General features: G+C 61.2%; 22 protein-coding genes. 11 read left to right on the top strand and 11 right to left on the bottom strand.

All coding sequences use genetic code 11. The features are described from left to right. Positions 1-62 precede the first annotated feature (62 nt). Positions 63-962, top strand: a complete 900-nt coding sequence (locus IE093_RS10625) for a PA2778 family cysteine peptidase (protein WP_229803478.1) — start codon at positions 63-65, stop codon at positions 960-962. A gap of 71 nt (positions 963-1033) precedes the next feature. Further along, entirely contained in the window at positions 1034-1972 is a 939-nt protein-coding gene (locus IE093_RS10630; RefSeq protein WP_189468944.1) for a 2-dehydropantoate 2-reductase, read from the top strand. A gap of 150 nt (positions 1973-2122) precedes the next feature. On the opposite strand, the gene IE093_RS10635 is transcribed toward IE093_RS10630, so the two are convergent. Beyond that, entirely contained in the window at positions 2123-2599 is a 477-nt protein-coding gene (locus tag IE093_RS10635) for a YbhB/YbcL family Raf kinase inhibitor-like protein (RefSeq protein WP_189468946.1), read from the bottom strand. A gap of 276 nt (positions 2600-2875) precedes the next feature. Between IE093_RS10635 and IE093_RS10640 the strand changes: the two genes are divergently transcribed. Next, a complete protein-coding gene (locus tag IE093_RS10640; RefSeq protein WP_189468948.1) occupies positions 2876-6109 on the top strand; it encodes an ATP-binding protein in 3234 nt (1077 codons plus the stop codon). An 18-nt stretch (positions 6110-6127) separates the two neighbouring features. Here the strand turns inward: IE093_RS10640 and IE093_RS10645 are convergent, their stop codons facing one another. Further along, positions 6128-7789: an FAD-dependent oxidoreductase gene (locus IE093_RS10645; RefSeq protein ID WP_189468950.1), complete on the bottom strand. Its 1662-nt coding sequence runs from the start codon at positions 7787-7789 to the stop codon at positions 6128-6130. 326 nt (positions 7790-8115) lie between these two features. On the opposite strand from IE093_RS10645, the gene IE093_RS10650 reads away from it, so the two are divergent. The 4 genes from IE093_RS10650 to IE093_RS10665 all read left to right on the top strand — a co-directional run bounded on the left by IE093_RS10650 (position 8116) and on the right by IE093_RS10665 (position 10765). Next, positions 8116-8781 (top strand): hypothetical protein, encoded by a 666-nt coding sequence (locus tag IE093_RS10650; RefSeq protein ID WP_189468952.1) that lies wholly within the window; start codon positions 8116-8118, stop codon positions 8779-8781. Between the two features lie 13 nt (positions 8782-8794). After that, positions 8795-9037, top strand: coding sequence for a hypothetical protein (locus IE093_RS10655; protein ID WP_189468954.1), 243 nt, complete (start codon positions 8795-8797; stop codon positions 9035-9037). 73 nt (positions 9038-9110) lie between these two features. After that, positions 9111-9827, top strand: coding sequence for a hypothetical protein (locus IE093_RS10660; RefSeq protein ID WP_189468956.1), 717 nt, complete (start codon positions 9111-9113; stop codon positions 9825-9827). A gap of 32 nt (positions 9828-9859) precedes the next feature. After that, positions 9860-10765, top strand: coding sequence for a complex I NDUFA9 subunit family protein (locus IE093_RS10665; RefSeq protein WP_189468958.1), 906 nt, complete (start codon positions 9860-9862; stop codon positions 10763-10765). A gap of 13 nt (positions 10766-10778) precedes the next feature. On the opposite strand, the gene IE093_RS10670 is transcribed toward IE093_RS10665, so the two are convergent. Then, on the bottom strand, positions 10779-11465 hold the full coding sequence (locus tag IE093_RS10670) for a TetR/AcrR family transcriptional regulator (RefSeq protein WP_189468960.1): 687 nt from the start codon (positions 11463-11465) through the stop codon (positions 10779-10781). Positions 11466-11620: 155 nt separating this feature from the next. On the opposite strand from IE093_RS10670, the gene IE093_RS10675 reads away from it, so the two are divergent. Next, entirely contained in the window at positions 11621-12649 is a 1029-nt protein-coding gene (locus tag IE093_RS10675; protein WP_229803480.1) for a TAXI family TRAP transporter solute-binding subunit, read from the top strand. Between the two features lie 167 nt (positions 12650-12816). Continuing rightward, positions 12817-13020 (top strand): putative motility protein, encoded by a 204-nt coding sequence (locus IE093_RS10680; RefSeq protein ID WP_189468962.1) that lies wholly within the window; start codon positions 12817-12819, stop codon positions 13018-13020. Positions 13021-13177: 157 nt separating this feature from the next. Here the strand turns inward: IE093_RS10680 and IE093_RS10685 are convergent, their stop codons facing one another. From IE093_RS10685 to IE093_RS10720, 8 genes are all read right to left on the bottom strand, one after another. Continuing rightward, complete coding sequence (locus tag IE093_RS10685) at positions 13178-14083, bottom strand: ribose-phosphate diphosphokinase (RefSeq protein ID WP_189468964.1); 906 nt, start codon at positions 14081-14083, stop codon at positions 13178-13180. 154 nt (positions 14084-14237) lie between these two features. Then, a complete protein-coding gene (locus IE093_RS10690; protein ID WP_189468966.1) occupies positions 14238-15521 on the bottom strand; it encodes a M24 family metallopeptidase in 1284 nt (427 codons plus the stop codon). 9 nt (positions 15522-15530) lie between these two features. After that, a complete protein-coding gene (locus IE093_RS10695) occupies positions 15531-16412 on the bottom strand; it encodes a HalD/BesD family halogenase (RefSeq protein WP_189468968.1) in 882 nt (293 codons plus the stop codon). A gap of 100 nt (positions 16413-16512) precedes the next feature. Continuing rightward, the gene (locus IE093_RS10700) at positions 16513-17229 is read right to left on the bottom strand and encodes an ABC transporter ATP-binding protein (RefSeq protein ID WP_189468970.1); all 717 of its coding nucleotides are present in this window, start codon (positions 17227-17229) and stop codon (positions 16513-16515) included. Next, a complete protein-coding gene (locus tag IE093_RS10705; RefSeq protein WP_189468972.1) occupies positions 17226-17969 on the bottom strand; it encodes an ABC transporter ATP-binding protein in 744 nt (247 codons plus the stop codon). The genes IE093_RS10700 and IE093_RS10705 overlap by 4 nt, the downstream gene beginning before the upstream one ends. 12 nt (positions 17970-17981) lie before the next feature. Beyond that, the gene (locus tag IE093_RS10710; RefSeq protein WP_229803482.1) at positions 17982-18953 is read right to left on the bottom strand and encodes a branched-chain amino acid ABC transporter permease; all 972 of its coding nucleotides are present in this window, start codon (positions 18951-18953) and stop codon (positions 17982-17984) included. Next, positions 18943-19815: a branched-chain amino acid ABC transporter permease gene (locus IE093_RS10715; RefSeq protein ID WP_189468974.1), complete on the bottom strand. Its 873-nt coding sequence runs from the start codon at positions 19813-19815 to the stop codon at positions 18943-18945. Before IE093_RS10715 ends, IE093_RS10710 begins: the two co-directional genes overlap by 11 nt. A gap of 75 nt (positions 19816-19890) precedes the next feature. Continuing rightward, complete coding sequence (locus IE093_RS10720) at positions 19891-21144, bottom strand: ABC transporter substrate-binding protein (protein WP_189468975.1); 1254 nt, start codon at positions 21142-21144, stop codon at positions 19891-19893. 264 nt (positions 21145-21408) lie between these two features. Between IE093_RS10720 and IE093_RS10725 the strand changes: the two genes are divergently transcribed. Both IE093_RS10725 and IE093_RS10730 read left to right on the top strand, forming a co-directional pair. Further along, positions 21409-22299: a LysR family transcriptional regulator gene (locus IE093_RS10725; protein ID WP_189468977.1), complete on the top strand. Its 891-nt coding sequence runs from the start codon at positions 21409-21411 to the stop codon at positions 22297-22299. A gap of 36 nt (positions 22300-22335) precedes the next feature. Continuing rightward, positions 22336-22773 (top strand): DUF488 domain-containing protein, encoded by a 438-nt coding sequence (locus IE093_RS10730; protein ID WP_189468979.1) that lies wholly within the window; start codon positions 22336-22338, stop codon positions 22771-22773. Positions 22774-22877 lie beyond the last annotated feature (104 nt).

Raw genomic sequence — 22877 nt, forward strand, 5'->3', positions numbered from 1 at the left:
CCATGACTAGTCAAACGACAACTACGTCGCCAGCGAACGCCCGCCTTGCGGGCGTTCTGCTGTTGGTACTGCTGATTGGACTGATGACGGGCTGCGCTACCGGCCCCCGTCTGGCCAGCCCCAGCGACATGGGCATCGCCGAACGCGGCCATATCGATGACGTGCCCTTCCACGCCCAGCGCCTCTACCAGTGCGGCCCTGCATCACTGGCCATGGTGCTCAACGCGAGTGGTGTGGACGTCGGCGTCGATACCCTGATTCCCCAAGTCTACCTACCTGGTCGCGAAGGCAGCATCCAGCCGGAAATACAGGCCAGCGTACGCCGCTACGGCCGGATCGGTTTCGTGCTCGATGGCAATTTCGAGTCCCTGCTGAGCGAACTCGATGCCGGCCACCCGGTGATGGTGATGCAGAACCTCTCGTTGCCAGTCTGGCCCATGTGGCATTACGCGGTGGCCATCGGTTACGACCTGAACGAGGAGTTGCTGACCCTGCATAGTGGCGAGGAAGCCAACCGCCTTGAATCGTTCCGCCGCTTCGATGCCACTTGGGCGCGCAGTGACCGCTGGGCCTTGGTCGTCCTCCCTCCCGGTGAATTCCCGGTGAGTGTGGGACCACGCCGCGCCATGCAGGCCATTGCCGCCTTCGAACAAGCCAACGACGCTCAAGCGGCCCTACCCGCTTGGCAGGCCATGACCAAGCGCTGGCCGGAGGACGCCATGGGTTGGTTCGCCCTTGGTAATGCCCGACATGCAGACGGCGACGCCAATGGCGCTACGACGGCCTTCCGCGAGGCGACTGAACGGCGCCCGGACCTGGCGGTCGCATGGCTCAATCTGGGCCTGACCTTGGAAGGCTTGGGCAAGATCGACGAAGCCCGACAGGCCCTGCGACGGGCCGCCGAGCTGCCCGGGCGCTGGCAGGATGAGGCGCGTGGCGCACTGGCACGCCTGAATGGCTGAGACCGCCACAAAAATGGTGCCTTGATCTAAGCTGTCACTACACTCATCGAAGCCACTTTCCAGGACACGACATGCGAATTGCCATCTATGGGGCCGGCGGTGTGGGCGGCTATTTCGGCGGTCGCCTGGCCGAAGCCGGAGAAGACGTGACCTTCATCGCCCGTGGCGATCATCTGAATGCCATCAAGCACAAGGGACTGCATGTGCACAGCATTGCCGGCGACTTCACCATCCCTTCCGCCAAGGTCTCCAACGACCCGGCGAGCGTGGGTCCCGTGGACTGCGTAATCGTCGCGGTCAAGGCCTGGCAGGTGATGGATGCCGCCGAGGAGATGCGCCCGATGATCGGCCATGACACCTTCGTGGTGCCACTGGAGAATGGCGTCGAGGCGGTGGATCAATTGGCCGACGTGCTTGGGCAAGAGCACGTGATCGGCGGGCTGTGCGGCATCCTGGCCTGGCGGGAAGGCCCGGGGGTGATCCGCCACGCCGGCCTCGACCCGTTCGTGCGGATCGGCGAACTCGACAACCGTACCAGCGAACGCACCCAGCGCCTGAAAGACGCTTTTGCACGCGCTACCGGCGTCCAGGCCGACATCGCCGATGACATTCAGGTGGCGATCTGGAGCAAGTTCCTGTTCATCTGTGCCATGAGTGGCATCGGCAGTATCACGCGAGCCCCGATCGGCATTACCCGAACCCTGCCGGAAACTCGTCACACCATCGAACAGATACTGGTGGAGATCTATCGCGTCGGCTTGGCCAAGGGCGTGGCCCTACCCAATGACGCCGTGGCGCGAGCCTCGAAGTTCATCGATGCAATGCCGGAGAAGAGCACCGCGTCCATGCAACGCGACATACTGGAAGGACGGCCTTCGGAACTCGAATCCCAGAACGGCGCGGTAGTGAGACTGGGCATCGAATACGGCGTGGCCACGCCGGTCAACGCCGTGATCCACGCCGCCCTGTTGCCCCAGGAGCTGCGCGCCCGGGGCGTGGAAGATTTTTAGCTTTGCCTGAAAACTGCCTGCGCTCGACCATACGGCGTTAAAAATCAGCTCAAAGTACTCATTTACTACCCATGTAAACTCCGTCTTTTCGCTGATTTTTGCCTTGTCTGGTCTTCGCTCGGCGACTTTTCAAACAAAGCTTTAGGCTTCTCAGTCGCGCTGGTAAGTACCCACCAGCCGGTTCATGCCCAGCAGATGGGGCTCCGCCTTGCTCAGGAATTCTCCCAGGCTGAGGCCGGCCGGCAGATCGAGTTCGCTGTCCAGGGCCAGTACCCAGAAGTAGTACTGGTGCAAACCGTGACCCGGGGGTGGCATGGGGCCGCCGTAGCCCTGCTTGCCGAAGTCGTTGACCCCAGCGGTGCCTTCGCTGGCGCCCTCCTCCAAGCGCGTAGTGGACGCCGGCAGGTTGTACAGCACCCAGTGCACGAAGCCGTAGGTGCCATTCTGCACCAGTGGCGCATCGGGATCATGACAAATCACCGCGAAGGCCTTGGTATCCTGCGGCGCATCGCGCCAGGACAACGCCGGAGAGACATCGTCTCCCTCACCGGTATGCTTGGTAGGAATCCTGCCCTGCGACTCGAAAGCGGAACTTTCCAACTGCATGGTCGATAGTGCGAATGCCATCGCGATTTTCCTCCTTTGCGTTCGGTACGTCATTACATTCGAAGAGAGACGCCAACCTGTCAACGAGAGCTGTTAATCTGAAACGAGAACCCGACCCTAGACGGAGCCACTACCGACATGAATGCTTCCGATGATCTCGTGGCAGGACAGCGATGGAATGCCCAGGGCGGGGGGACGGAGGATTATGTCAGACTCAGATTCAAGGCACTGACCCAGGAAAGCAACAACGACGAGACAACCGAAAGATAATAAGAATGCATAAAAAGGAGTGGCACATTGGCAGGGACAACACAACACGACGGTCGTCTGGTGCTGGACCCACAGCACCTCAAAAGACTGCGCAAACACCTCGGGCTGAGCCAGGAAGCATTGGCACAGCGCTGTTTCGAGCAACGACTATGCGTCTCCATCGCGTCGATCAAGCGCGCCGAAAGCGGCAAGCCAGTGTTGTATCGTACCGCTCGTCACCTTGCCACCGTTTACGAGGTCGAGGTCGAGGCGCTGGAGTCGCGGGCATCGCCGCCGCCCGTCGCATCACCGCTGGCGACGGAAGCGCCAGCGGATGACGACGAGAGCCGCAATGTCATCCGCCTGGTCGTCAGAGCGACGGGGCTCACCAAGCACCTGACGCAAGCGATCGGCGAGCGCATCGAGCAGTTTGGCGGCACTCTGCACGACGGTACCGAATCCGCGCAGTTGGAAGCCATCTTCGGGCTGCCTCGCGCCTACCGTAGCGACGCCCTGCGTTGCCTGCAGTGTGCCATCGCCATTTCTCGCCTGCTGGCGGAAGCTCGTCTCGCCGACGGCGACATTCACTTCGCCGCCCAGCAGTGGCCAGCCGCTGCCGATCAGGCGCCGCCATCCGAACCCTGTCTTCCGGCGCTTCCCGGTGTAGGGGCGCCAGCCGTTTGGGGGGAACGCGGGCTCGCCGTGCAACTCGCCGAACGTTTCGCCTTCGACAAGCAGGCGCACCCGGATTTCGTGCGCTACCTACATCCCTTGCAAGCCGGCCAGGCCTCGCGCTTCGACCTCATCGGCCGTCACCTCGAGGTCAGCCAGTTCAAGGCCGTATTGGAGACCACCCGCGCCTACCAGACGGGGCACATCCTCTACGTGCGCGGTGTCGCCGGGATCGGCAAGACGCGGTTGGTCACCGAGTTCATCGATATGGTCCAGCAGCAGGACGCCGACCTGCATGTCGCCACGGTGCTGGACTTCGGCACCCGCATTGATGACAACCCCTTGGCCCAGCTGTTGCGTTCGCTGTTGAAACTGCCTGAAGACCCGGTTGCGGCCGAGCGTCAGTTGCGGGAGAGACTCCGCTGGTTGCGGCTTCCTGGCGACCACGCCATGGTCTTTCGCCCACTGCTCGGCCTGCCCCAGCCTCCCGAGCACGAGCGGGTCTATGCGGCGATGACCCATGACACGCGCGTGGCACGGCAGCGTACGGCCTTGCGGGAACTGATTCTCAGGGAAGCGATCGAGTGCCCGCAGGTACTGCTGGTCGAGGATCTGCACTGGGCCGATGACGCCCTGTTCCAGACCCTGGCCACGCTGATGCAGGACGTTCGCGAGGCGCCAGTGATCTGGATGCTGACCTCGCGCATCGAGCAGGACCCGCTGGAGGGCAAGCTGCGCCCGTGGCTCGCCGACTTGCCGTTGACGTTGATCGAGCTGGCGCCACTCCGCCAGCACGAGGCTCAGACCCTGGCCACGCAGTTCGGCGAATTCGATACGACCTATGTGACCCAGTGCGTGAATCGCGCCCAAGGCAATCCCCTGTTCCTGACACAATTGCTGCTTTTCCAGCAAGGCAGCTCATTGCCGGCCAGCCTCAAGCACCTGGTACAGACCAAGCTCGACCAGCTCGCCACTCCGGATCGCCAGGCGATGCGCGCGGCAGCCGCCATCGGCCAGCGTTTCACGCTCGAGGCACTGCACGCCCTGCTGCCCTTCCCGGACTACCGCCCCGTGCTACCCCAGCGCCACTACCTGGTACGCGCCCTGGACGACGACACCTATCTGTTCGTGCATGACTTGATCATGCAGGGCATCTACGAGTCCATGCCCAGGGCGCAGCGCGACCGCCTGCACCTGCGCCTGGCTCAATACTACGTCGGGCGAGATACCGCCCTGCGTGCCCAGCATCTACACAAGGCACGCGCACTGGCTGCCCCCGGTGCCTTCGTGGAAGCCATCGAGTCGCAGTTGAAGCAGCACCGCCATGCCTCGGCACTGGCTCTGCTGCAGCAATGTCAGGAAATCGATTACGCACCGCGCGACGATTATCGCCTCGAGATGTTGCATGCCCAGATCTGCGTCGCCATGGGGCTGACCCAGGAAGCCCGTACGCATTACCAAGCGGCCCAGCGCCTGGCCAGCGACGACTCATCGCGAATCGATGCCAGTATCGGCTTGGCACGCACCCTCAACGTGCTCGATGAACTGGACGAGGAAGAGCGCCTGCTCGATCGGATCCTGCCCGAGGCCAGTAAGCTACAGGCCCATGCCGCACTCGCCGAGATCCACTACCTCAAGGGCAACATCTACTTTCCGCGTGGCGATTTCGCGCGCTGTCGGAAATACCAGGAGCGGGCGCTGGAGGAAGCTCGTGCCAGCGGCCTGAAAACCACCGAGATACAGGCCCTGAGCGGGCTGGGAGATGCCCACTACGCCCAAGGCCACATGCTGAGTGCGCACCAGGTCTTCGAGCGCTGTGTATCGCTCTGCCGGCAACACGGACATGCGGACCTGGAAGCCTCCAACTTGTTCATGCTCGGCACGGTGCGCATCTACACCAACGAGACACAAGCCGCCTTGGAGGACACCTTGACGGCCACCGAACTGGGAGAGCGGGTCGGAAACCGCCGCGCCGAAATCGTCGCCCGCTTGACGGCAGGCTGGATCCTGCTGTCCCAGTCACGCCCCGAGGCAGCCATGGAACAGGTCGATACCGGTCTGGATCTGGCCAGGGGCATGGGCGCCAATCGTTTCGAGGCATTCCTGCTGGAGAGCCAAGCGCGCCTCAAGCTGCTCGAAGGTCAGATCGATGTGGCCCGCAACCTCATCCGCAATGCCTGGCGACTGGTCGAGCGCCATGACCTGCAGCACTTCATCGGCCCCTGGGTGCTGGGTACCCTGGCTCTGCTCGAAGAGCACGACAGCGAACGTCAGGCCGCTCTCGAGACAGGCTGGGCATTGCTCGAAAACGGCTGCGTGGGACATAACGCCTACCGCTTCCTGGTCACCGCCGCCGAAACCTGCCTGGTGCATGGCCAGGGGCGGGAAGCTCAGCAATACGCTCAACGCTTTCGCGACTTCGTAGCCTCCGAGCCGTGTGCCTGGGCCCAGCACCATATCGAGCTGATTGAGCGCCATGCCACCTGGCTGTCCACCTCCTCCGAGGAGGACCATCGGCGCCTGCTGCGCCACTGGTGGGCAGGCGCCGACCAAGGGCTGGCATTGGTCATGCCGCGACTGGCCACGGAGCACTATGGCAGCAGTACATGAAATAGGTCCGCCACGTCATCACTTGAGCGGCGGCTCTTCCCGCCCAAGAATCCAGTTGCTAAGCCGCTCGGCCTGCTCCATGCACTGTTCCTGTAGGCCGGCACCCCGTGTCCAGCCGCCAGCGAACAGCAGCGGCCAGGACGCCTGGCCCTGACGATACGCATGCGCGACCTCGGCATTGTAACGGTCGATGTCGCGCTGCGCCTGGATGCAGCGGGCATCGAGTACATTGTGCTTGAAGTAGGTCCAGGCCTTGCGATGCAAATCCTCGTCGATGTCCGGCAGTTCGCTCTTGTAGCCTGACTCGTGGAGCCCTTCGTGCATCTGCACCCGGGTCGACTCTGGCAATCGGTCAAGCATCTCCTTGGGAAGCCGGGTGGGATCGAGCACCTTATCGAGCATCTCCTGACGGGGAATGCAGTTCAGATCGTTGACCAGCGAAACGAAATACTGGGGCAGTCCGGCACTGTCGTAGACCGGGTTGGCCGGATCATTCTGGTGAAGATTGGCTACGTAATCGATGCGGTAGGGGAAGAAGGTATCGCCGGGATCGCGAATCTCGATGTTATAGGTGCGCCAGACGTTCTTGTTGGGCGGCAAGCGCCCCGAGGCAGTGTGGCAAACAGCATAGCTGCGGGTATAGCGAACCGCGCCCAGGATGGCGTCCAGACGCTCCCGTATCGACATCAGTTCGTCGCTTAACGTCACGATCCGGCGTGCGTCGTCGGCATGCGTGGCGACGATGACCAGGTCGAAGGATTCCGACCAGCCGTATTCATCGCTCAGCACCGCCTTGCCGGGTTCGATCCTCACCCGGATATCGGCATGGCGACGAATCGTTACCGGCGGCTTGGTGTCATCGGGCTCGACCAGATAGGCCGCCAAAGCCTCGAGCCAACGCTGCGCGCCATATTCGAAGTAGCGACGCCGGGGTTCGCCGCCTCCCTCCTGCACACGGTAGTACTGGAACGGGGCTTCCAGGGGCATCTCGGCGGGCCCCCGATCATCGGCGAAGTACATGGCTGCAATGCGTGGGTAGTAGATCAACGTCCTCACCGACTCCACCCGTGCAGGCAGACTGGCATCCGCCCAGTTGATGGAGATGCCCAGTTCACGGGCCGCCGCTTCCAGCATCTCGCGGGGCCTGGCCACGCAGTCGTCGAAATAGGCTCCCACCGTGTAGCTCGGCGTGATGCTATCGAGCAAGTTCAGGGCCGTGCGATGCACGACCTGGATCAAAGGTGCCAGGAGACCATCATCGGCAGCGTCCAGGCTGAAGGTCGGATCCGACACCCCCTGCTGGAGGTAGGTATCGTCGGTCAGCGCAAGACGGCCATCGCGAGTGAAATAGCTCTCGGTATCCTGCAAAGGCTTCATGTGATCGAGATAACCTATCTCGCGCATGATCGCCTCGAGCTTCTTGTAGGTCGTCAAATTGACGTCGTTGACCCCCAGGTCCGCCCAGCGCAGATAGTGGCTGTCGGGCCCCTGTTCAGTGCGCCGGATGCCCAGGTCGACCACCACGGTCTCGGCGTTCCCGCCCAGCGACGCCTTGCGCTCGAAGATCGTGATGTCGAGTTGGCGAGAGGGCTCCGCACCATGACGGCGTAGGTAGTAGGCCAGCGACAGCCCCGATACGCCCCCTCCCACGATGGCAACCTTCAATGCTGGGTAGGTCATAATACTTCTCCCTGATGAAAGTCCTTATTTCGTACAGGAAGGGTTTGTCATCCGCTACAGCCTGGCAAGCCGATGGCGACAGGTGATACCAAGATGATCCCACCACGTTCGCGTTTCCCCTCTATGCCGCTCGAGATCTACCGATCGACGGTACCCAAAGTCCCCTCTCGGATCCCGTTTTGATACCGCTAGATCACCAACGAGGATGATCCTTTTCTGATGCTGAAGAATGGGTTTTCTGATGCTGAAGTATGAATACCGCTCGGTATTCCGACGGTAACCCCTCACCGCTTCCTTGGAAGCGAACGCGCAAGGAGACATATGCCATGTCCACGCAATACGAGATCAGCATTTCCATGAACAGCGACACCGTCGACAAGCTCAAGAACGGTGGTTTTGCCCTCTACGGCTTCAAGGCCGTCAAGACTGCCAGCCAGGGTGGGGCTCCCCTGGTGTGGTTCCAATCCACCTCGTTTCTCGACCAGACCGAGATCACCTGGGAAGAGCAGTACCAGGCCTATATCTCGACCGACGAGATCATCGCCAATGGCAGGATCCAGGCCAGTGCAAGCGCCGATATCGACCTGGAACAAACGATGAACGTCAGCCAGAACGGTACCGTTGACGTCTACCAGGAAGGCACGCCGCATGCCATCTCGATCCTCAACCGAGGCAAGAATCCCTGGACCTGCGGTATCTCGCAGCAGACCGGCGGCAGCACCAAGCCGATGTGTGCCTTCCCGCTGTACGGCAACAATCTCGACGTGATCGCGCCGATCGAGAGAGTGCTGCTGATGTTCGCCAGCAACACCGTCAATACCGGTACGGTCATCTACAAGGCCTACAGCTCCGGCGTGCTGGTCGACCTTACCTCGTCGCAATCACGCTCGGTGAAGTTCGATATCAACGATGGTTGGGACTGGGGCGGTCAATCCTGGGCCAAGTCGGTACAGGCCCAGGAGTCACTGGTGCCATTGCTCATCACGTCATGAGGAGGGAGACATCATGTCGGAAGTCAGAATCCCCTCGGACGGGCAGCATGTCTTTCCCGCCGGGCAACTGGACGAAAACCTGGAACTCGAAAATCGTCATAACGTGGCCGGATCGGTGTTGTACCAGATCGCTACGCGACCGGTGGTCACCATCAACATGACACCCAACGAGGAGTACCGGGTACAGGGCATCAACGGTCAGCAACTGACCGTGACCAATCACCTGCCCAACAGTCTCTACTGTCGGTGGGGCTAAACAGAACGGCAGTCATCGTCAAAACCGCCGGGCGCTCCGAGTGAGCGCCTGGCTCATTCCCGGAAAAACCACCATGAGCGCGACATTTCTGGAAATCGCCCTGTCGAATGACACCTTGGAACAGCTCAAATCGAGCGGCTATTCGCTTTACGTTTTCCTGCCTGTCATGAGTTCCAACAAGAGCGGTGTCCCCTTGGTATGGGAATGCCGACAGAACTATCTCGCCAACACGACAATCACCATTCCGGAGGCCAACGTCGGTTACATTTCCACCGACGACATCGCCAAGAACCGTTCGATCTCCATCGGTAGCCAAGCTTCCGTCTCCTGCGGTCAAATGCTCACCGTCAGCGCCACGGGTACGCTTTCCGAGTCTGCGAGTCAGCTACCGGGAATCTATTTCACCAACGACTCTTCAACGAGCTACCGATGTGGTCTTGCCCGTCAGGCGTCTGAGGACCTGGTCCCCTACTGCGCATTCAACCTCTCTGCGAAGCTGACGGTCTCGTGCGCCCTAGTCGATGCCGCCTTCGTTTTCTTTGCCACCTCGACCTACGACCCCGGCACTTATCTCGAGGCATCGTTGGGCCAAGGCATCTATCTTGAAACCCAACCAGGGGGTACGACCACCGCCACCTTCGACCTGGGCAATGGCTGGAGCGCCATGACAGACGGTCGGTCCTCGACTATCGTGCCGCAAGGGGCCAATCTGGTAGAGACCCTGATCCAGCGCCCCTCGCACAACCAGCCCTGCCGGCTGGCTTCACCACACCCTCTCGAGCGCAATTAGTCAAGAGGAACGAGAGCAAGGAGGTTGACGGAATGGCCAGCCAGACGGTGACAGTATTCGGCGGCACCGGCTTCCTGGGCAGCGCGATCGTGCGGGAACTGGCGAATGCGGGAAAACGGGTGAGAGTCGCCACGCGCCACCCCCAACTCCCCGCCAATGTGGTATCCAGCGATGCCATCGAACTGGTAACCGCCGATATCCGCGATGACGACAGCATCGCCAACGCCCTTGACGGCACCACCGGTGCGGTCAATGCCGTAGGGCTTTACACCGAACCGAGCCACTCCGAGACCTTCGATATCGTTCACGCGCAGGGAGCCGCACGGGTCGCGCGCCAGGCCCGCAAGGCCGGCCTCCAGTACTTGGTACACATTTCAGGCATCGGTGCGGATGCCAATTCCGCCTCAAGTTACATTCGCGCTCGCGCGCATGGCGAACAAGGTGTACGCGAGGCTTTCCCGTCAGCCGTCATCTTGCGCCCCAGCGTATTGTTCGGCCCCCACGATGCCTTTCTCGGCGCATTGGTCATGCTCTCCCGCTTCCCGGTCGTTCCTCTGTTCGGTCGCGGCGATACGCGCCTGCAACCGGTCCATGTGGACGATGTGGCGCGCGCCGTGTCACGGATATTGGATGGCGTCGCCCCTGATGTGCGACTCCTCGAACTGGGTGGAGCTGGTAGCTATCGCTATCGCGAGATCGTCGAGATGGTGCTGAAGCGGTTGGGGTGTCGCCGTCCACTGATATCGATCCCCTTCCCTGCCTGGCTGGCACTTGCCAGGCTGGTAGCCTGGTTGCCCTCTCCTCCCCTGACACACAACCAAGTCATGCTCATGCGGGAGGACAAGGTCGTTGGCCCGAATGTCGGTAGCTTTGCCGACCTCGGCATTGCCCCACGTTCTTTGGAGGAGATGCTGCCAGCGTGTCTGCCTTTCCGCTGAAGCCGGCGGCCTTTTATAGTTTGTCGACGATCTCGGGAGATGGCTCGTGCGTCTCGGCACTTCTGGAGAGGCCGCCATCTCGTCCTCGCCAGATCCAGCGCATCAGACGATCGCCACGCTCCAGGCGCTTGCCGAGGAAGTGACGCGTGTCCTGTTGGTTGGGGGTCTCGTCACGCGACCAGATCCGTAAGGTGTCGAGGAACAGGGCGGTCAGTCCAATCTCTTCCATCCGGGCGCGCCGGGTGCCATAGGGGGCCTCGAGCCTGGCGGCTTGACGCAGCCACTGAATGGTGCGTGAGAGATCGAAAATCATCGGCCCCCAAGTATGCAAGTGCGGCAGATGGGCCTTGGTGCGCAACATCTGCACGGTCACCCGGCGATGAGGGGCCAGGGCATCGAACCAGGCCAGCATGCAGTACTCGATGCGTTCCTTGGCAGGCCAGGTGTCGAACCCATCGGGTTTATTGGCGAGCATTGCGCGCCAACCGCGCAGGAACCAGGCATTGGCTATAGCGTCAAGGTCGCGGTAATGATCGAGAATGCTGCTGGCGGAGATGTCGAGTCGGGCGGCCACTTCGGTCATTTCGACGGCTTCCCAGCCACATTCCTCGGCCCTTTGCAGCGCGGCCTCGAGAATGCGATCGGCCAAAGGTTCGAAGTGACCGGCAGCATCGCTGCGATGCACAGGCGTCATGGCCATGGTCTTCCCTCCGAATAACGCAAATCCTGATTGGCTTGTTACTACCTTAGGCGTTGTATGTGCTGCCGACGAGACCTCTCGTCCTCGATTCCGCGCTACGCTCCTAGTAGAGGCGGCTATGCTATAACCAGACGAGGAATAGGGAGGGCAGTGCGATGGAACGCTTGGGAGGGATGATGGGAAGATGCCTGGTAGCGCTGCTGGAAGGACTGCTTGTCACCACGTTGCTGCTGCCATTCCCGGCAGTGGGGGACGAGCCGGTGGTTATCGGCACGGCAAGCACGACCGGTGTCTACCATATCACTGGCCGGGCCATTTGCCGGTTGTTGGAAGCGCCTTGCGAAGCCCGCCCATCGGCCGGCTCGGCCGCTAATTTGGAAGCCGTTCGCAATGGTTCGGTACCCATCGCCCTCGCCCAGTCGGACCTGCAGTACTACGCCGTCGAAGGGATCGAGGGCTTTGCCGAAGCCGGGCAGGACACGTCATTGCGTGCATTGTTCTCGGTACACAGCGAACCCTTTACCTTGGTCGTGCGCCGGGATTCGAACATCCAGAGTCTCGATGACTTGCCAGGCCATTCAGTCAATATCGGCAACCCGGGCTCGGGGCAGCGTGGCACCATGCAGAAGGTGATGGATGCCAAGGGCTGGACACCGGGCGACTTCTCGCCGGCCAATCAATTGCCCGCCGACCAGCAGTCGCTGGAATTGTGCCATGGCCGTATCGAGGCCATGGTCTACACGGTAGGGCATCCCAACCCATCGATAGAACAGGCCATTCGGCTGTGCGACGCCGCCCTTATCGATGTCAAGGGTCCCGAGATCGACGCGCTGGTAAACGAAGCCCCTTACTACAGCTATGCCACGATCCCCGAGGGGCTGTACCGGGACGACTTTCCCGGTGTGGAAACCTTCGGTGTCAGAGCCACCCTGGTCGCCTCGGAAAATACCGATCCCGATATGGTCTATCGTGTAGTCGCCGCCGTTTTCGACAACTTCGAGGACTTCAGGGCCTTCCATCCCGCGTTCTCGGTATTGACCCCGGAGCAGATGATCCACGAAGGACTTTCGGCTCCGCTGCACGAGGGCGCACTGCGTTACTACATGGAACGCGGCTGGGCCGAAGAAGAGTCCGATGAGGAGGAAGAAACGGAGCAGCAAGAAGAGGCGCAACAAGAAGAGTAGTAAGGGTAGCGAAGCAACTCGCTACCCGCTCGTATCGGATCAGGCCTTCTTGACGAATTCGGACTTGAGCTTCATGGCCACCGGCACCACTTCGCCGCCAGGCTTTGCACTTGTCTCCCATGGCTGGTAGGTTGGTTTCATCGATAGGTGAATAAGGAAAATTCGATATGGATCCAGCCGTCAACAGTGCGGTCAGCGCATCGCTGGTCATGCAGCAGGCGCAGACCCTCCAGCAAGCCCAGATGCAGATCTTCAGGGAAGCACTCGACACCCAGCAGACCCAGGTCAATGCACTGATGGAATCGGCAACCGCCGAACCTCAGCTATCCCGCGACGGCAGCGTAGGCACGCAGATCAATACCTACGCCTGATCGAACCCTCCCGGCCCGGCTCCATGCCGGGCCGTTTGCTTTCGACCCTCAACAGAGCCTCGCCGAACGGGTATCGTGAAAGCTCCTTGATGCCAGTATCGTTGACGCAAAAGGGACTGGGGCCGATCGACCGGCTCATCCCACTGTTTCTCCTGCTTCACGACAGTTCGGCCAGCACCTGGCCCAGTGCGTCAGCAAGTAGTGGCGCCATGGTAATGGCATTACTGGGATGAGCGATGCAATCGGTACTCCATACCTCACCGATCCCGGCGCTCTTGATTACGTCCATGGCCTCACCGGCAAATAGCGCATGGGTGATGGCGACATCCACTGAGCTGGCACCGATGGTAAGAAGCTGTTCGGCGGCCCGGGCGAGAGTGTGGCCGGAGCTTGCCACGTCATCCATCAGCACTACCTGGCGGCCGGAAACATCGCTCCCGGGCAATTCGATTTCCACGTGAGTATCACCGTGGCGTACCTTGCGACACACTCCGTAGTCGAGACCAGTGATGGCTGCGGCACTTTCCACCCACTGCGCGGATTCAGCATCCGGCCCGACCAACAGGGCATCGGGGCGCTTCCTGGCGATCAATTCAGCTAACCGCGAAGCACCGGAGAGTGCAACGGCATGTTCGATGGGAATCGCTTCTTGCAGACGTTCGATACGATGCAGATGGGGGTCCACGGTAATCACGGCATCGAATAGCTCAGCGAGGAACCCTCCGACGATCGACTGGCTAACGATCTCACCGGCATGGAAAGCGATGTCCTGGCGCATATAGGCCAGATACGGCGCTACCAGTACCAACCGCTTTACACCCTGCTGTCGGGCATGACGGGCAATCAGCAGCAGTTCCACCAGTTTGTCGTTGGGCCGGTCGAGGCTGCGATAGATCACCAGTGTCGATGGGGAAGGTGTTGACTCGTGGAACGGCAGCGTAAGGCGCAGTTCCTGGTCAGGGAAACGGTGACGCTCGACCTGCGCGGTGGCGAGTGCGGCCACCTCGGCCATGCGCTGAGCGGGGGCAGTCTCATCGTCGAAATGAAGCAGAACGGTAGTCATCTTTCTCACCACGGCCATCCATGCAGCGTGAGCCGACACCGCTGCCGGCTCCGTGTCACCGAAGTGACGGGAGACTCCATCCTAGCAGCGTCCCGGAAAGGCGTCATTTGATGGAACGCAAGGCCACGCTCGCTTGGTGAGAGCTCACGAGAGCCTAGAGTTCACGCCCCAGCAAGGTTTCGTCGAACGGGTAGCGCGAGAGTTTCTCGATGCCGGTGTCGGTCACCAACACTTCCTCTTCCAGCTTGACGCCATCAGCGGCGCCGACTTCGCCGATATAACTCTCCACCGAGACCACCATGCCCGGTTCAAGGATGCCGTCCTTGGAGAAGCGGTCGAAGTCCATATGGTGGGCGATCAGTGGCGTCTCGCCGTGCATGCCCACGCCATGGATGATCGAGGGATAGCGGCGGTCGAGGAAGCGCTCGGGGATCTTCCAGGCCTTCTCGGCAATCTCGCGGTAGCTCATGCCAGGGGCGAGAATCGCCATGTTGTGATGCACCTGTTCATAGGCCATCTGGTAAAGGCTCTGCTGGTAGCCACTGGGTTTGCCGGGGCCAACATGGAAGGTGCGCGAGAAATCGGAATAGTAACCGTGACAGCCGATGGTGTCGGTATCGAGCGCCACCAGTTCGCCAGGACGGATCACCCGGTCGCTGGCCTCGTGGAACCAGGGGTTGGTGCGCGGCCCGGAGGATAGCAGGCGGGTCTCGATGAACTCGCCCCCCAGCCGGATCACTTCGCCATAGAGGATGGCAAACAGCTCGTTCTCGCTGACACCGGGCTTGATCGCGGCTTCCACCTCAGCCACTGCGGCTTCGCTGGCGGCCATCGACTGGGCCAGGCAGGCGATCTCCTCTGGAGTCTTGATGCGGCGGCAATGCAGGGTGTCCTGCATGCAATCGAATACTTCCAGCCCTTGGGCTTCCAGGGCCCGGGCCAGGTTGAGCGCACAACGGTCGAGCCCCACCTTCTTGCTGCCCTTGCCATGGGCCTTCACCAACTCGGCGATCTCCATGCCAAAGGGATCGCTCGACATGTTGTCGCGCTGGTTGACCGCCGACCACACCACCTTGGAGGTGCGCGCCTCGTCGATGGTCTCCAGCCAGGTGGAGACGTGGGCGCTACCGGGGTACTCGAACAGAATCACCGGCCCTTCCAGCGGCACGTAGATATAGCGCGTGGAGTTGCGCAGGAAATAGCCGAACATGTTGCGCGAACCAGTGGCATAGCGCTGGTTGTAAGGGTCGAACAATACCACCGCGGCATAGCCCTGCTCGGCCATCATCGCGCGTAGCCGGGCCAAACGCCCGGCACGCAGCTGCTTGGGGTCGAAGGCGGTGGGAATGCTGTCGCCATTGGCCATTGGCGCTGAAGGCACCACCGGGATCTTGTCAGGCTCGGTGTCGGAGAGAGTGTCGAAATCTACGATGCTCATGGGAATCCTTCAGTCCTGGAGATTGTCGCTGCGCTGCAGTCCTTCCTTCAGCAATTGCTCATGGATGGGTGCCATGCGACCGAAGATGCGCAGAGCACGTTCGGGCCGACCGATGAAGCCCGGCTCCTTGGCGTAGGCGAAGATCACGGTGTGGCGTTCCCTGTCGCCCTCCACCGGGGTCACACGGTGCAACGAATAGCGCCCGAAGAAGATCTGCAGATCGCCAGGCTGCAGCTCCAACGACTTGACCCGCGAGCGCTCACCGTCGATGACACGCTCGACCTCGGGGTAATTCTCGCCCTCGGGACTACGGATGCCAGGCACGTATTCGAAGCGGCCTCCCCCGTGGGAGCGACGAGTCATCATGGTGACGATGAACTCGTTGGTATCGTAATGCCAGGGGTGCTGACAGCCTTCGCGTAGCACGTTGATCACTAGTCCGGCTAGCGGGTCGGCATATTCATGAATCTCTTCCATGCCCACCACACGGGCGATGAAACGCTGGAACTCGGCATTCTCATAGACCTGACGAATGATGGTGTCACTGCCGATGCGGTCGCCAGCGACGAAGCCGTTGGTACGATCGGCGAAGCGATTCTTGGGGTGTGATACCGGCAGGCTGGGATCGGCGTCGCTGTTGTAGGGATTGGTCTCGGTCTGGTTGTAATGAGCTTCTGGAGAGAGTCGTTCGGTCTCTCGCTCCAGGCGAGCCAGGGCATGGTCGGGGACGAATCGCTTAAGCACCACGCAACCGTCTGCAGCGAGTTGTCGGCGACATTCCTCGATCAGCTGCCAGCCGGTGTCGCCATCCAAGTCATGCAAGGGGTAGCGTTCCAGGTCGACGAGCCCCTGCAGTGAGGCGGCATCGTCCTGCTGACTCATGACATGCATTGTCTTCGCTCCTACCTAGTCGACAACGTATGGTCAGCGTAGTGAGCGAAGTTCGATAATAGAAATGAATGGTCAAGATACAATGAATTTCAGAAGTTCATTAATCTCCCCCCATGTACAGCGACATGAGGTGTCGATCATCCTGGATATCGGCGGAGGTGCCGGCGAACTTCCGGTATCCCCCGGCCAGAATATAAAGCCTGTCGGCAACGGGCAGCGCCTCGCGGATGTTCTGTTCGATCATGACCACCCCGATGCCGCGCTCGCGCAGCCCTTTCACTCGGGTCATGGTTTCGCCGACCAAAGCCGGTGACAGGCCGGCGGAAGGCTCGTCCAGCAGCACGAAGGCAGGTTCCGGCACCAGCGCCCGGGCGATGGCGACCATCATCTGCTCGCCGCCCGACAGCGACCCGGCCGCGACATGGCGTCGGCGCTGCAGGCTTGGGTAATCGTCGATCAGGGTTTCGATGCGCTCCTCCACCCAGGCCGTGTCACGCAGGGAATAGCCACCCATGCGCAGGTTCTCCATGACCGTGAAACGCGGGAAAACGCCACCTCCCTGAGGCATCATGACGATACCCTGGCGCACCACCTCATGGACTGCCAGGCCGGTGAGTTCGGTATCTCCCAGGTGCAACTGCCCACTCCAGGCAGGCAGCAGACCGGCGATGGCCTTGATCACCGTGGACTTGCCACTGCCGTTGGGACCAAAGACACAGGTGACCTCCTCCGAGCGCGCCGACATCGACACGCCATGGACGATTTCCTGCTTGCCGTAACCGGTCACCAGATCCGTGACGCGTAGTTCCACACTCATCTCTGCCGTCCCAGATAGGCCCGCTGCACCTCGACGTTGTCGGCGATCTCGTCGAAGCTCCCCTTCGCGACGACTTGCCCCGCATCCATCACGATGATGCGGTCACAGATCTCGCGGACCATCTCCATGTCATGCTCGATCACCAGGAAGGTGGCGCCGGCCTCGCGCACCCGACGAATCGCCTCCAGCATGATGCGCCGGATATTCGGATGCACCCCGGCGGTAGCTTCGTCTAGCAGAATGACGCTCGGGTCGCGCATGCATACCCGTCCGAATTCCAGCAATTTCTGCTGCCCCCCGGACAACTCCGAAGCCAGGTTATCGGCCACATGGCTGATCTCCAGCATCTCCAAGACCTCGCCGGCGCGGCGAGGCGCCCCTTTCCAGTCGCCCTCGACAGCGGCCGCCAGCAGGTTGTCACGCACGCTGATGTTGTCGAACAGCGAAGGAATCTGGAAGGTCCGGGCGAGTCCAGCACGTGCGATACGCCATGCCGACCGGCCGGTCACCTCTTTACCGACGAGCCAGACCCTTCCCTCATCCATGGGCAGCATGCCGGAGATCAGATTGAACAGCGTCGACTTGCCACTGCCATTGGGTCCGATGACGCCCACCACCTCGCACGACTCCACCTCGAGGTCGACGCCGGCCACGGCGGTGACACCCCCGAAGTGCTTGACCAGCCCCTCGAGAACCAGCGGCGAGTGTCTTACCGTCTGACTATCGGCGCCAGCATACATGACGATTCCTCTTCACAGTTTGCGCAGCAAGCGACCCAACAACCCGTGGCCGCGACGCCCTCCCGGCAATAGGCTGATCAGCCCGTTGGGCAGGAACAGCACGATCAAGGCGATGATCAGCCCGAGGATCGGCAGGTAGATGGCGGTATCACCGAGCTCGGACCATATATAGCGATTAATCAGCCACAGCACGGTGGCACCGAGCGCCGGCCCCCAGACCGTGCCAAGCCCACCCAGCAGGACCATGACCACCATTTGGTCGGTGATTTCCGGCCCCATCACCGAACGGGGATCGATGAAGGTGACCCAATAAGCGTAGATGCTGCCGAACAGAGAGGTGATCCCGGCGGACAGCGCGAAGGCTTGCACCTTGACACGGGTGGTGTGGATTCCCATTGCCTCGGCTGCGGGCTCATGGTCCCGCAGCGCCTTGAGTCGATAACCGAAGCGAGTCCGTTCCAGCAGGTACCAGGTACCGAGATAGACGCCCAGCGCAACGATCAGCATGGTGTAGTAGAAGAAGAACTCATTGAGATAAGCCGGCAGGGAGAGACCAGCGGTACCTCCAGTAATGTCGAGTACGATTGCCATCTGCATCAGCATTTCGGCGAATGCCCAGGTGGCGATAGCGAAGTAAGCGCCACGCAATCGCATGGTCGGCCCCCCGATGGCTGCGGCGACGCCGACGGCGACGAGAATGCCCAAGGGAAGCGTCGCCAGGAAGGGTATCCCCAGGTCTCGCTGCATGAGGATACCGGTCACATAGGCGCCAATACCGAAGAAAGCAGAGTGGCCGAAGCTGATATAGCCGGCGTAGCCGCCCACGATGTTCCAGGCGCAGGCCAGCCCCGCCCACATCAGCACGCCGGTGACGATACGCAGGGAATAGGGATCGATGTATGCCGGTAATACTGCCAATACAACCATCCCCGCGAACAAGGCAAGGAGGCTGGCGAGTTGGGGGCGGCTGAGCTTAGATACCACGCTGGAGAATCCCCTTTGGTGAGATGAGCAGGACCAGATAGAGGGTCGCGAAGACCACCAGCAACGAATAGCGGGTACCCACGTAGGTCCCTACCAAGGATTCCACCAGCCCCAGGACCAGGCCGGCCACGAGCACGCCTCCCACCGACCCCAGGCCGGCGAGTACCGCCACGAAGAAAGCGAACAGCGTGTAGCGCACCCCGACCTCGGGGTTCACCGAATAGATGGTGGCCAACAGCACCCCGGCCGATGCCGTGATGCCCGTATAAATGCCATAGACATAGGCCGAGACACGCTTGACATCGACCCCCATCAGCCCGGCATGGTCTCGGTTCTGGGCGACCGCCCGCACCGCCATCCCGAAGCGTGTACGATACAGCAGCACGAACAGCCCCAGCCCCAGCAGCAGCGCCATGCCGAAGGCCGACAGTCGTAGCAACGGGACAGTGACCGGCCCGATCGACAGCGAGGCGCCGGATAGCACCGAGTCGACACTGCGACTGTCGAAGGACCACAGCCACAGCGCGCCACCGCGCATCATGATGAAGATGCCAAAGGTGAAGGCCAGTGCCATGAGGTCGGGACGCGCATAGCGGCTGGTGCGCACATGATAGATCAAAGGACCCAGGGCACAGCCGACCCCGGCAAAGAGCACGAAAACGAAGAACACACTGATGAAGGGATCGACGCCCAGCAAGCGACTCGCCCAGTAGGCGGCATAACCGCCCAACATGACCCAGCCGCCCACGGCGAAGTCGATGACGTGGAGCACACCGAAGGTCAGTTGAAACCCCACCGTCAGGCAGATGAGGATGCCGCCGATCAGAATGCCATTCAGCAGCGCCTGGAGCAGTACGTCCATCTATCGCCCTCCCCGGTATGGCCAGCCCGCCGCCCGACGGAATTCGCCGGGTGACGGGGCCGGGTCCGTCATCGATCAGGAGAAGGCGGGCAACGGATAAACCAGTTCCGTCTGCGCCGCGTCGCTCGGGGCAACGGGTACGACGCGTCCCTCGGTGATCTGGATGACCACCGGTACGGGCTGGATATTGTTGTGGTAGTGATTGCCTTCCCGCTCGAAAGCGACCGGACCGTAGAAGGTCTCGATATCCGTCTCCTCCAGCGCCTCCACCAATTCCAGACGCGCCTGCCGATCCCAGACCGGCGGCTTGCCGAGTCGCCGAGCGGCATCCTGCAGCACCAGGCCACTGGCCGAACAGGCCGCCTCGGTGTAATCGGGATGGCTACCCCAACGCGCGAGGGACAGCTCATCATAGTCACTGGCAGTGCCAAAGAGGTCATCGCGGTAAGGCAGGTTCGGTGTCCACACGGAGATACCAAGCACGCCATTGGCATCCGCACCCAGTTGATCGGCGAAGGCCGCCGCGGTGACGCCGTAGTGCATGAGGATCGCCTTGGGCCGGAAGTCCAGCGACTTGGCGGTATTGATGAAGTTGATCAACACCTCCTCATGACCTCCCACCGCCACGAGGTCGGGATTGTCGGCCTTGAGATTGGAGACGACCGGGGTCAGATCGGCATTGGCCGGAAACAGCTCGAAACGCGTCAGCTCGAGGCCGGTATCGTTCACGCCGTTGCGAAAGCCTTCGGCGGTCTCCTTGGAGAAAGGTTCATCGACACCGACCACGCCTACCGACGCAGCCCCAGTGGCCTCGGCAATGACGCCGATGGAGCTTCCCGCGGTGTGATCCACGGCAGGAATCATGCCGAAATTGAAACGCGGTTTTTCCAGCCACACGTTGGGCGATTCCGCTGACCCCGAGATCATCGGTACACCGTATTTGGCACAGATAGGCTGCACGGCCAGCGTCACCCCGGACGTGTAGGGGCCGAACAAAATGCTGACCTCGTCGCGAATGATCAAGCGCTCGGCGGCATCGGCCCCCGAGGCGGGACGGGACTGGGCATCACCGTAGAACATCTCCACCCGGTAGCGATCGCCATTGATCTCCACTCCGCCCAGCTTGTTGATTTCTTCCGCCCACAAGTCATAGCCACGCCGGGTTAGATTGCCGCCGAAGCGGTTCTCCCCAGACAGTGAGGTCACCACGCCGCAACGGATGACGGGCTCCTGGGCGCGGACATGAATGGCCGGTGCCCCCAGGGTCAAGGCTCCCAACCCATAGGCCGAGCCCTTGAGAAAATTCCTGCGTGAGATCTTGTTAGTCATGCCAACCTCCCCGGAAGGTCCTGGATTTTCTTTGTTTTGGTGCACGGGAGATGTCGGAACGCTTGTTCTGAACAACATAGCAGAGATTGGCTTCGTCATTCGCCAGCGTCGCGCCTTGCAAGGAGTCAACCGATGAATCGTTCGATAACCCAGAATCTTGAGCAGCCTTCGCCTGACACGTTGAACGGTGGACAGGGCAGTCAACCCAGCTTGACAATGGAATCGAATGGTTGAAGCAAAATCCATTTCAGGAGCTCATGAATCATGGACACTGATCTGTTGCGCGCTTTCGTGACTGTGGCCGAATGCGAGGGGTTCAGCGCCGCGGGTAAGGTACTGCATCGTACCCAGTCGGCGATCAGCCTGCAGATCAAGCGGCTGGAGGACCAGATGGGCGAGACGCTGTTCGAACGCACCAGCCGCAGCGTGGTACTGACCGCAGCGGGGGGTCGCCTACTGCCCTATGCCCGCCATATCCTCAAGTTGCAGGGTGAGGCCAAGCGCGTCATGGGTGCCGACCGCCAGGGCGAACTGATCCGCCTGGGAACCTCGGAAGAGCAAGCCAGCACCTATCTGCCGGAGTTGTTGCCGAACTTCGCCGAGCGCTTCCCCCGGGTACAGCTGGAAGTGGTCTGCAACATTAGTACCGCCTTGGTCCACGACTTTCAGGAAGGCCTGCTCGACGCCGTGCTGGCGATCCGCCACATGCCGACTCAATCGGGCCAGCTCCTGGGTCGTGAGCCGCTGGTATGGGTAATCGCCGCCGATAAATCGCCACTCGACTGGGATCCCCTGCCTCTGGCACTGAATCCCGAAGGCTGCATTTTCCGTGCCCATGCCTTCGCCGCCTTGGGACGAGTGGATCGTGGTTGGGATGTACGCTATTCCAGCCAATCCCCCACCGGGATCAACCTGCCGGTACAAGCCGGCCTGGCACTGACGGTGAAGACGCCACGTAGCGTGCCGGAAGGATGTCGCATCGTTGGCGAAGACGAGAGAATGCCGCCACTTGGCCATGTGGAAATCGAGATGCATCGCACTCCTGGGCATTCCAGCGAAGCCTTCACGGCTTTCTGCGATGCCTTGGAAGCCATCGTCACCGGCACCAATTCGCTGCAGTCCGTGGAGTATGTCACCGGCGAATCCTTGCGCTAGGCTGGAGATACCTCACCCACGGGAGTCGTTCGTTTCATGGCCTACGATATCCAGCTCAAACGAGTCTATAGCCCCGCCGAAGACACCGATGGGGCCAGGGTTCTGGTCGACCGTCTATGGCCGCGCGGCAAGCGCCGCGAGTCGTTGGCGTTGACCGACTGGTATCGCGATGCCTCCCCTTCCAATACCCTGCGCCGAGACTGGCACCAGGGCAATATCAGCCGTGCGGTATTCGCCCGTCGCTATCGCTGGGAGATAGCCGATAGTGAAGACTGCCTGGTTCCGCTGATGCGCCTGGCCCGCCAAGGGCGCCTGACGCTATTGTCCGCCACTCGCGACCTGGACGAGTCCCATCTGCCGATCCTGCGCAAGGCAATTCTCGAGGCACTGGCCGAAGAGGACCGCCAGGCAGACGGTCGAGAGGCCAATTCACCGCCTTGTTACGCCGAGCGTTTCAAGAACGTCGACAAATAACCGAAAAGCATATAAGAAGCGCTATATATAATTTTTGTTTCTGTTCTGTACCCCTTAGCCTGTACGCCATGCCGGTAGCGCGAATCGCGCGTCTCGGCCGTGCT

Origin of the sequence: Litchfieldella qijiaojingensis, from assembly GCF_014651875.1 — a bacterium.
Classification (GTDB): domain Bacteria; phylum Pseudomonadota; class Gammaproteobacteria; order Pseudomonadales; family Halomonadaceae; genus Litchfieldella; species Litchfieldella qijiaojingensis.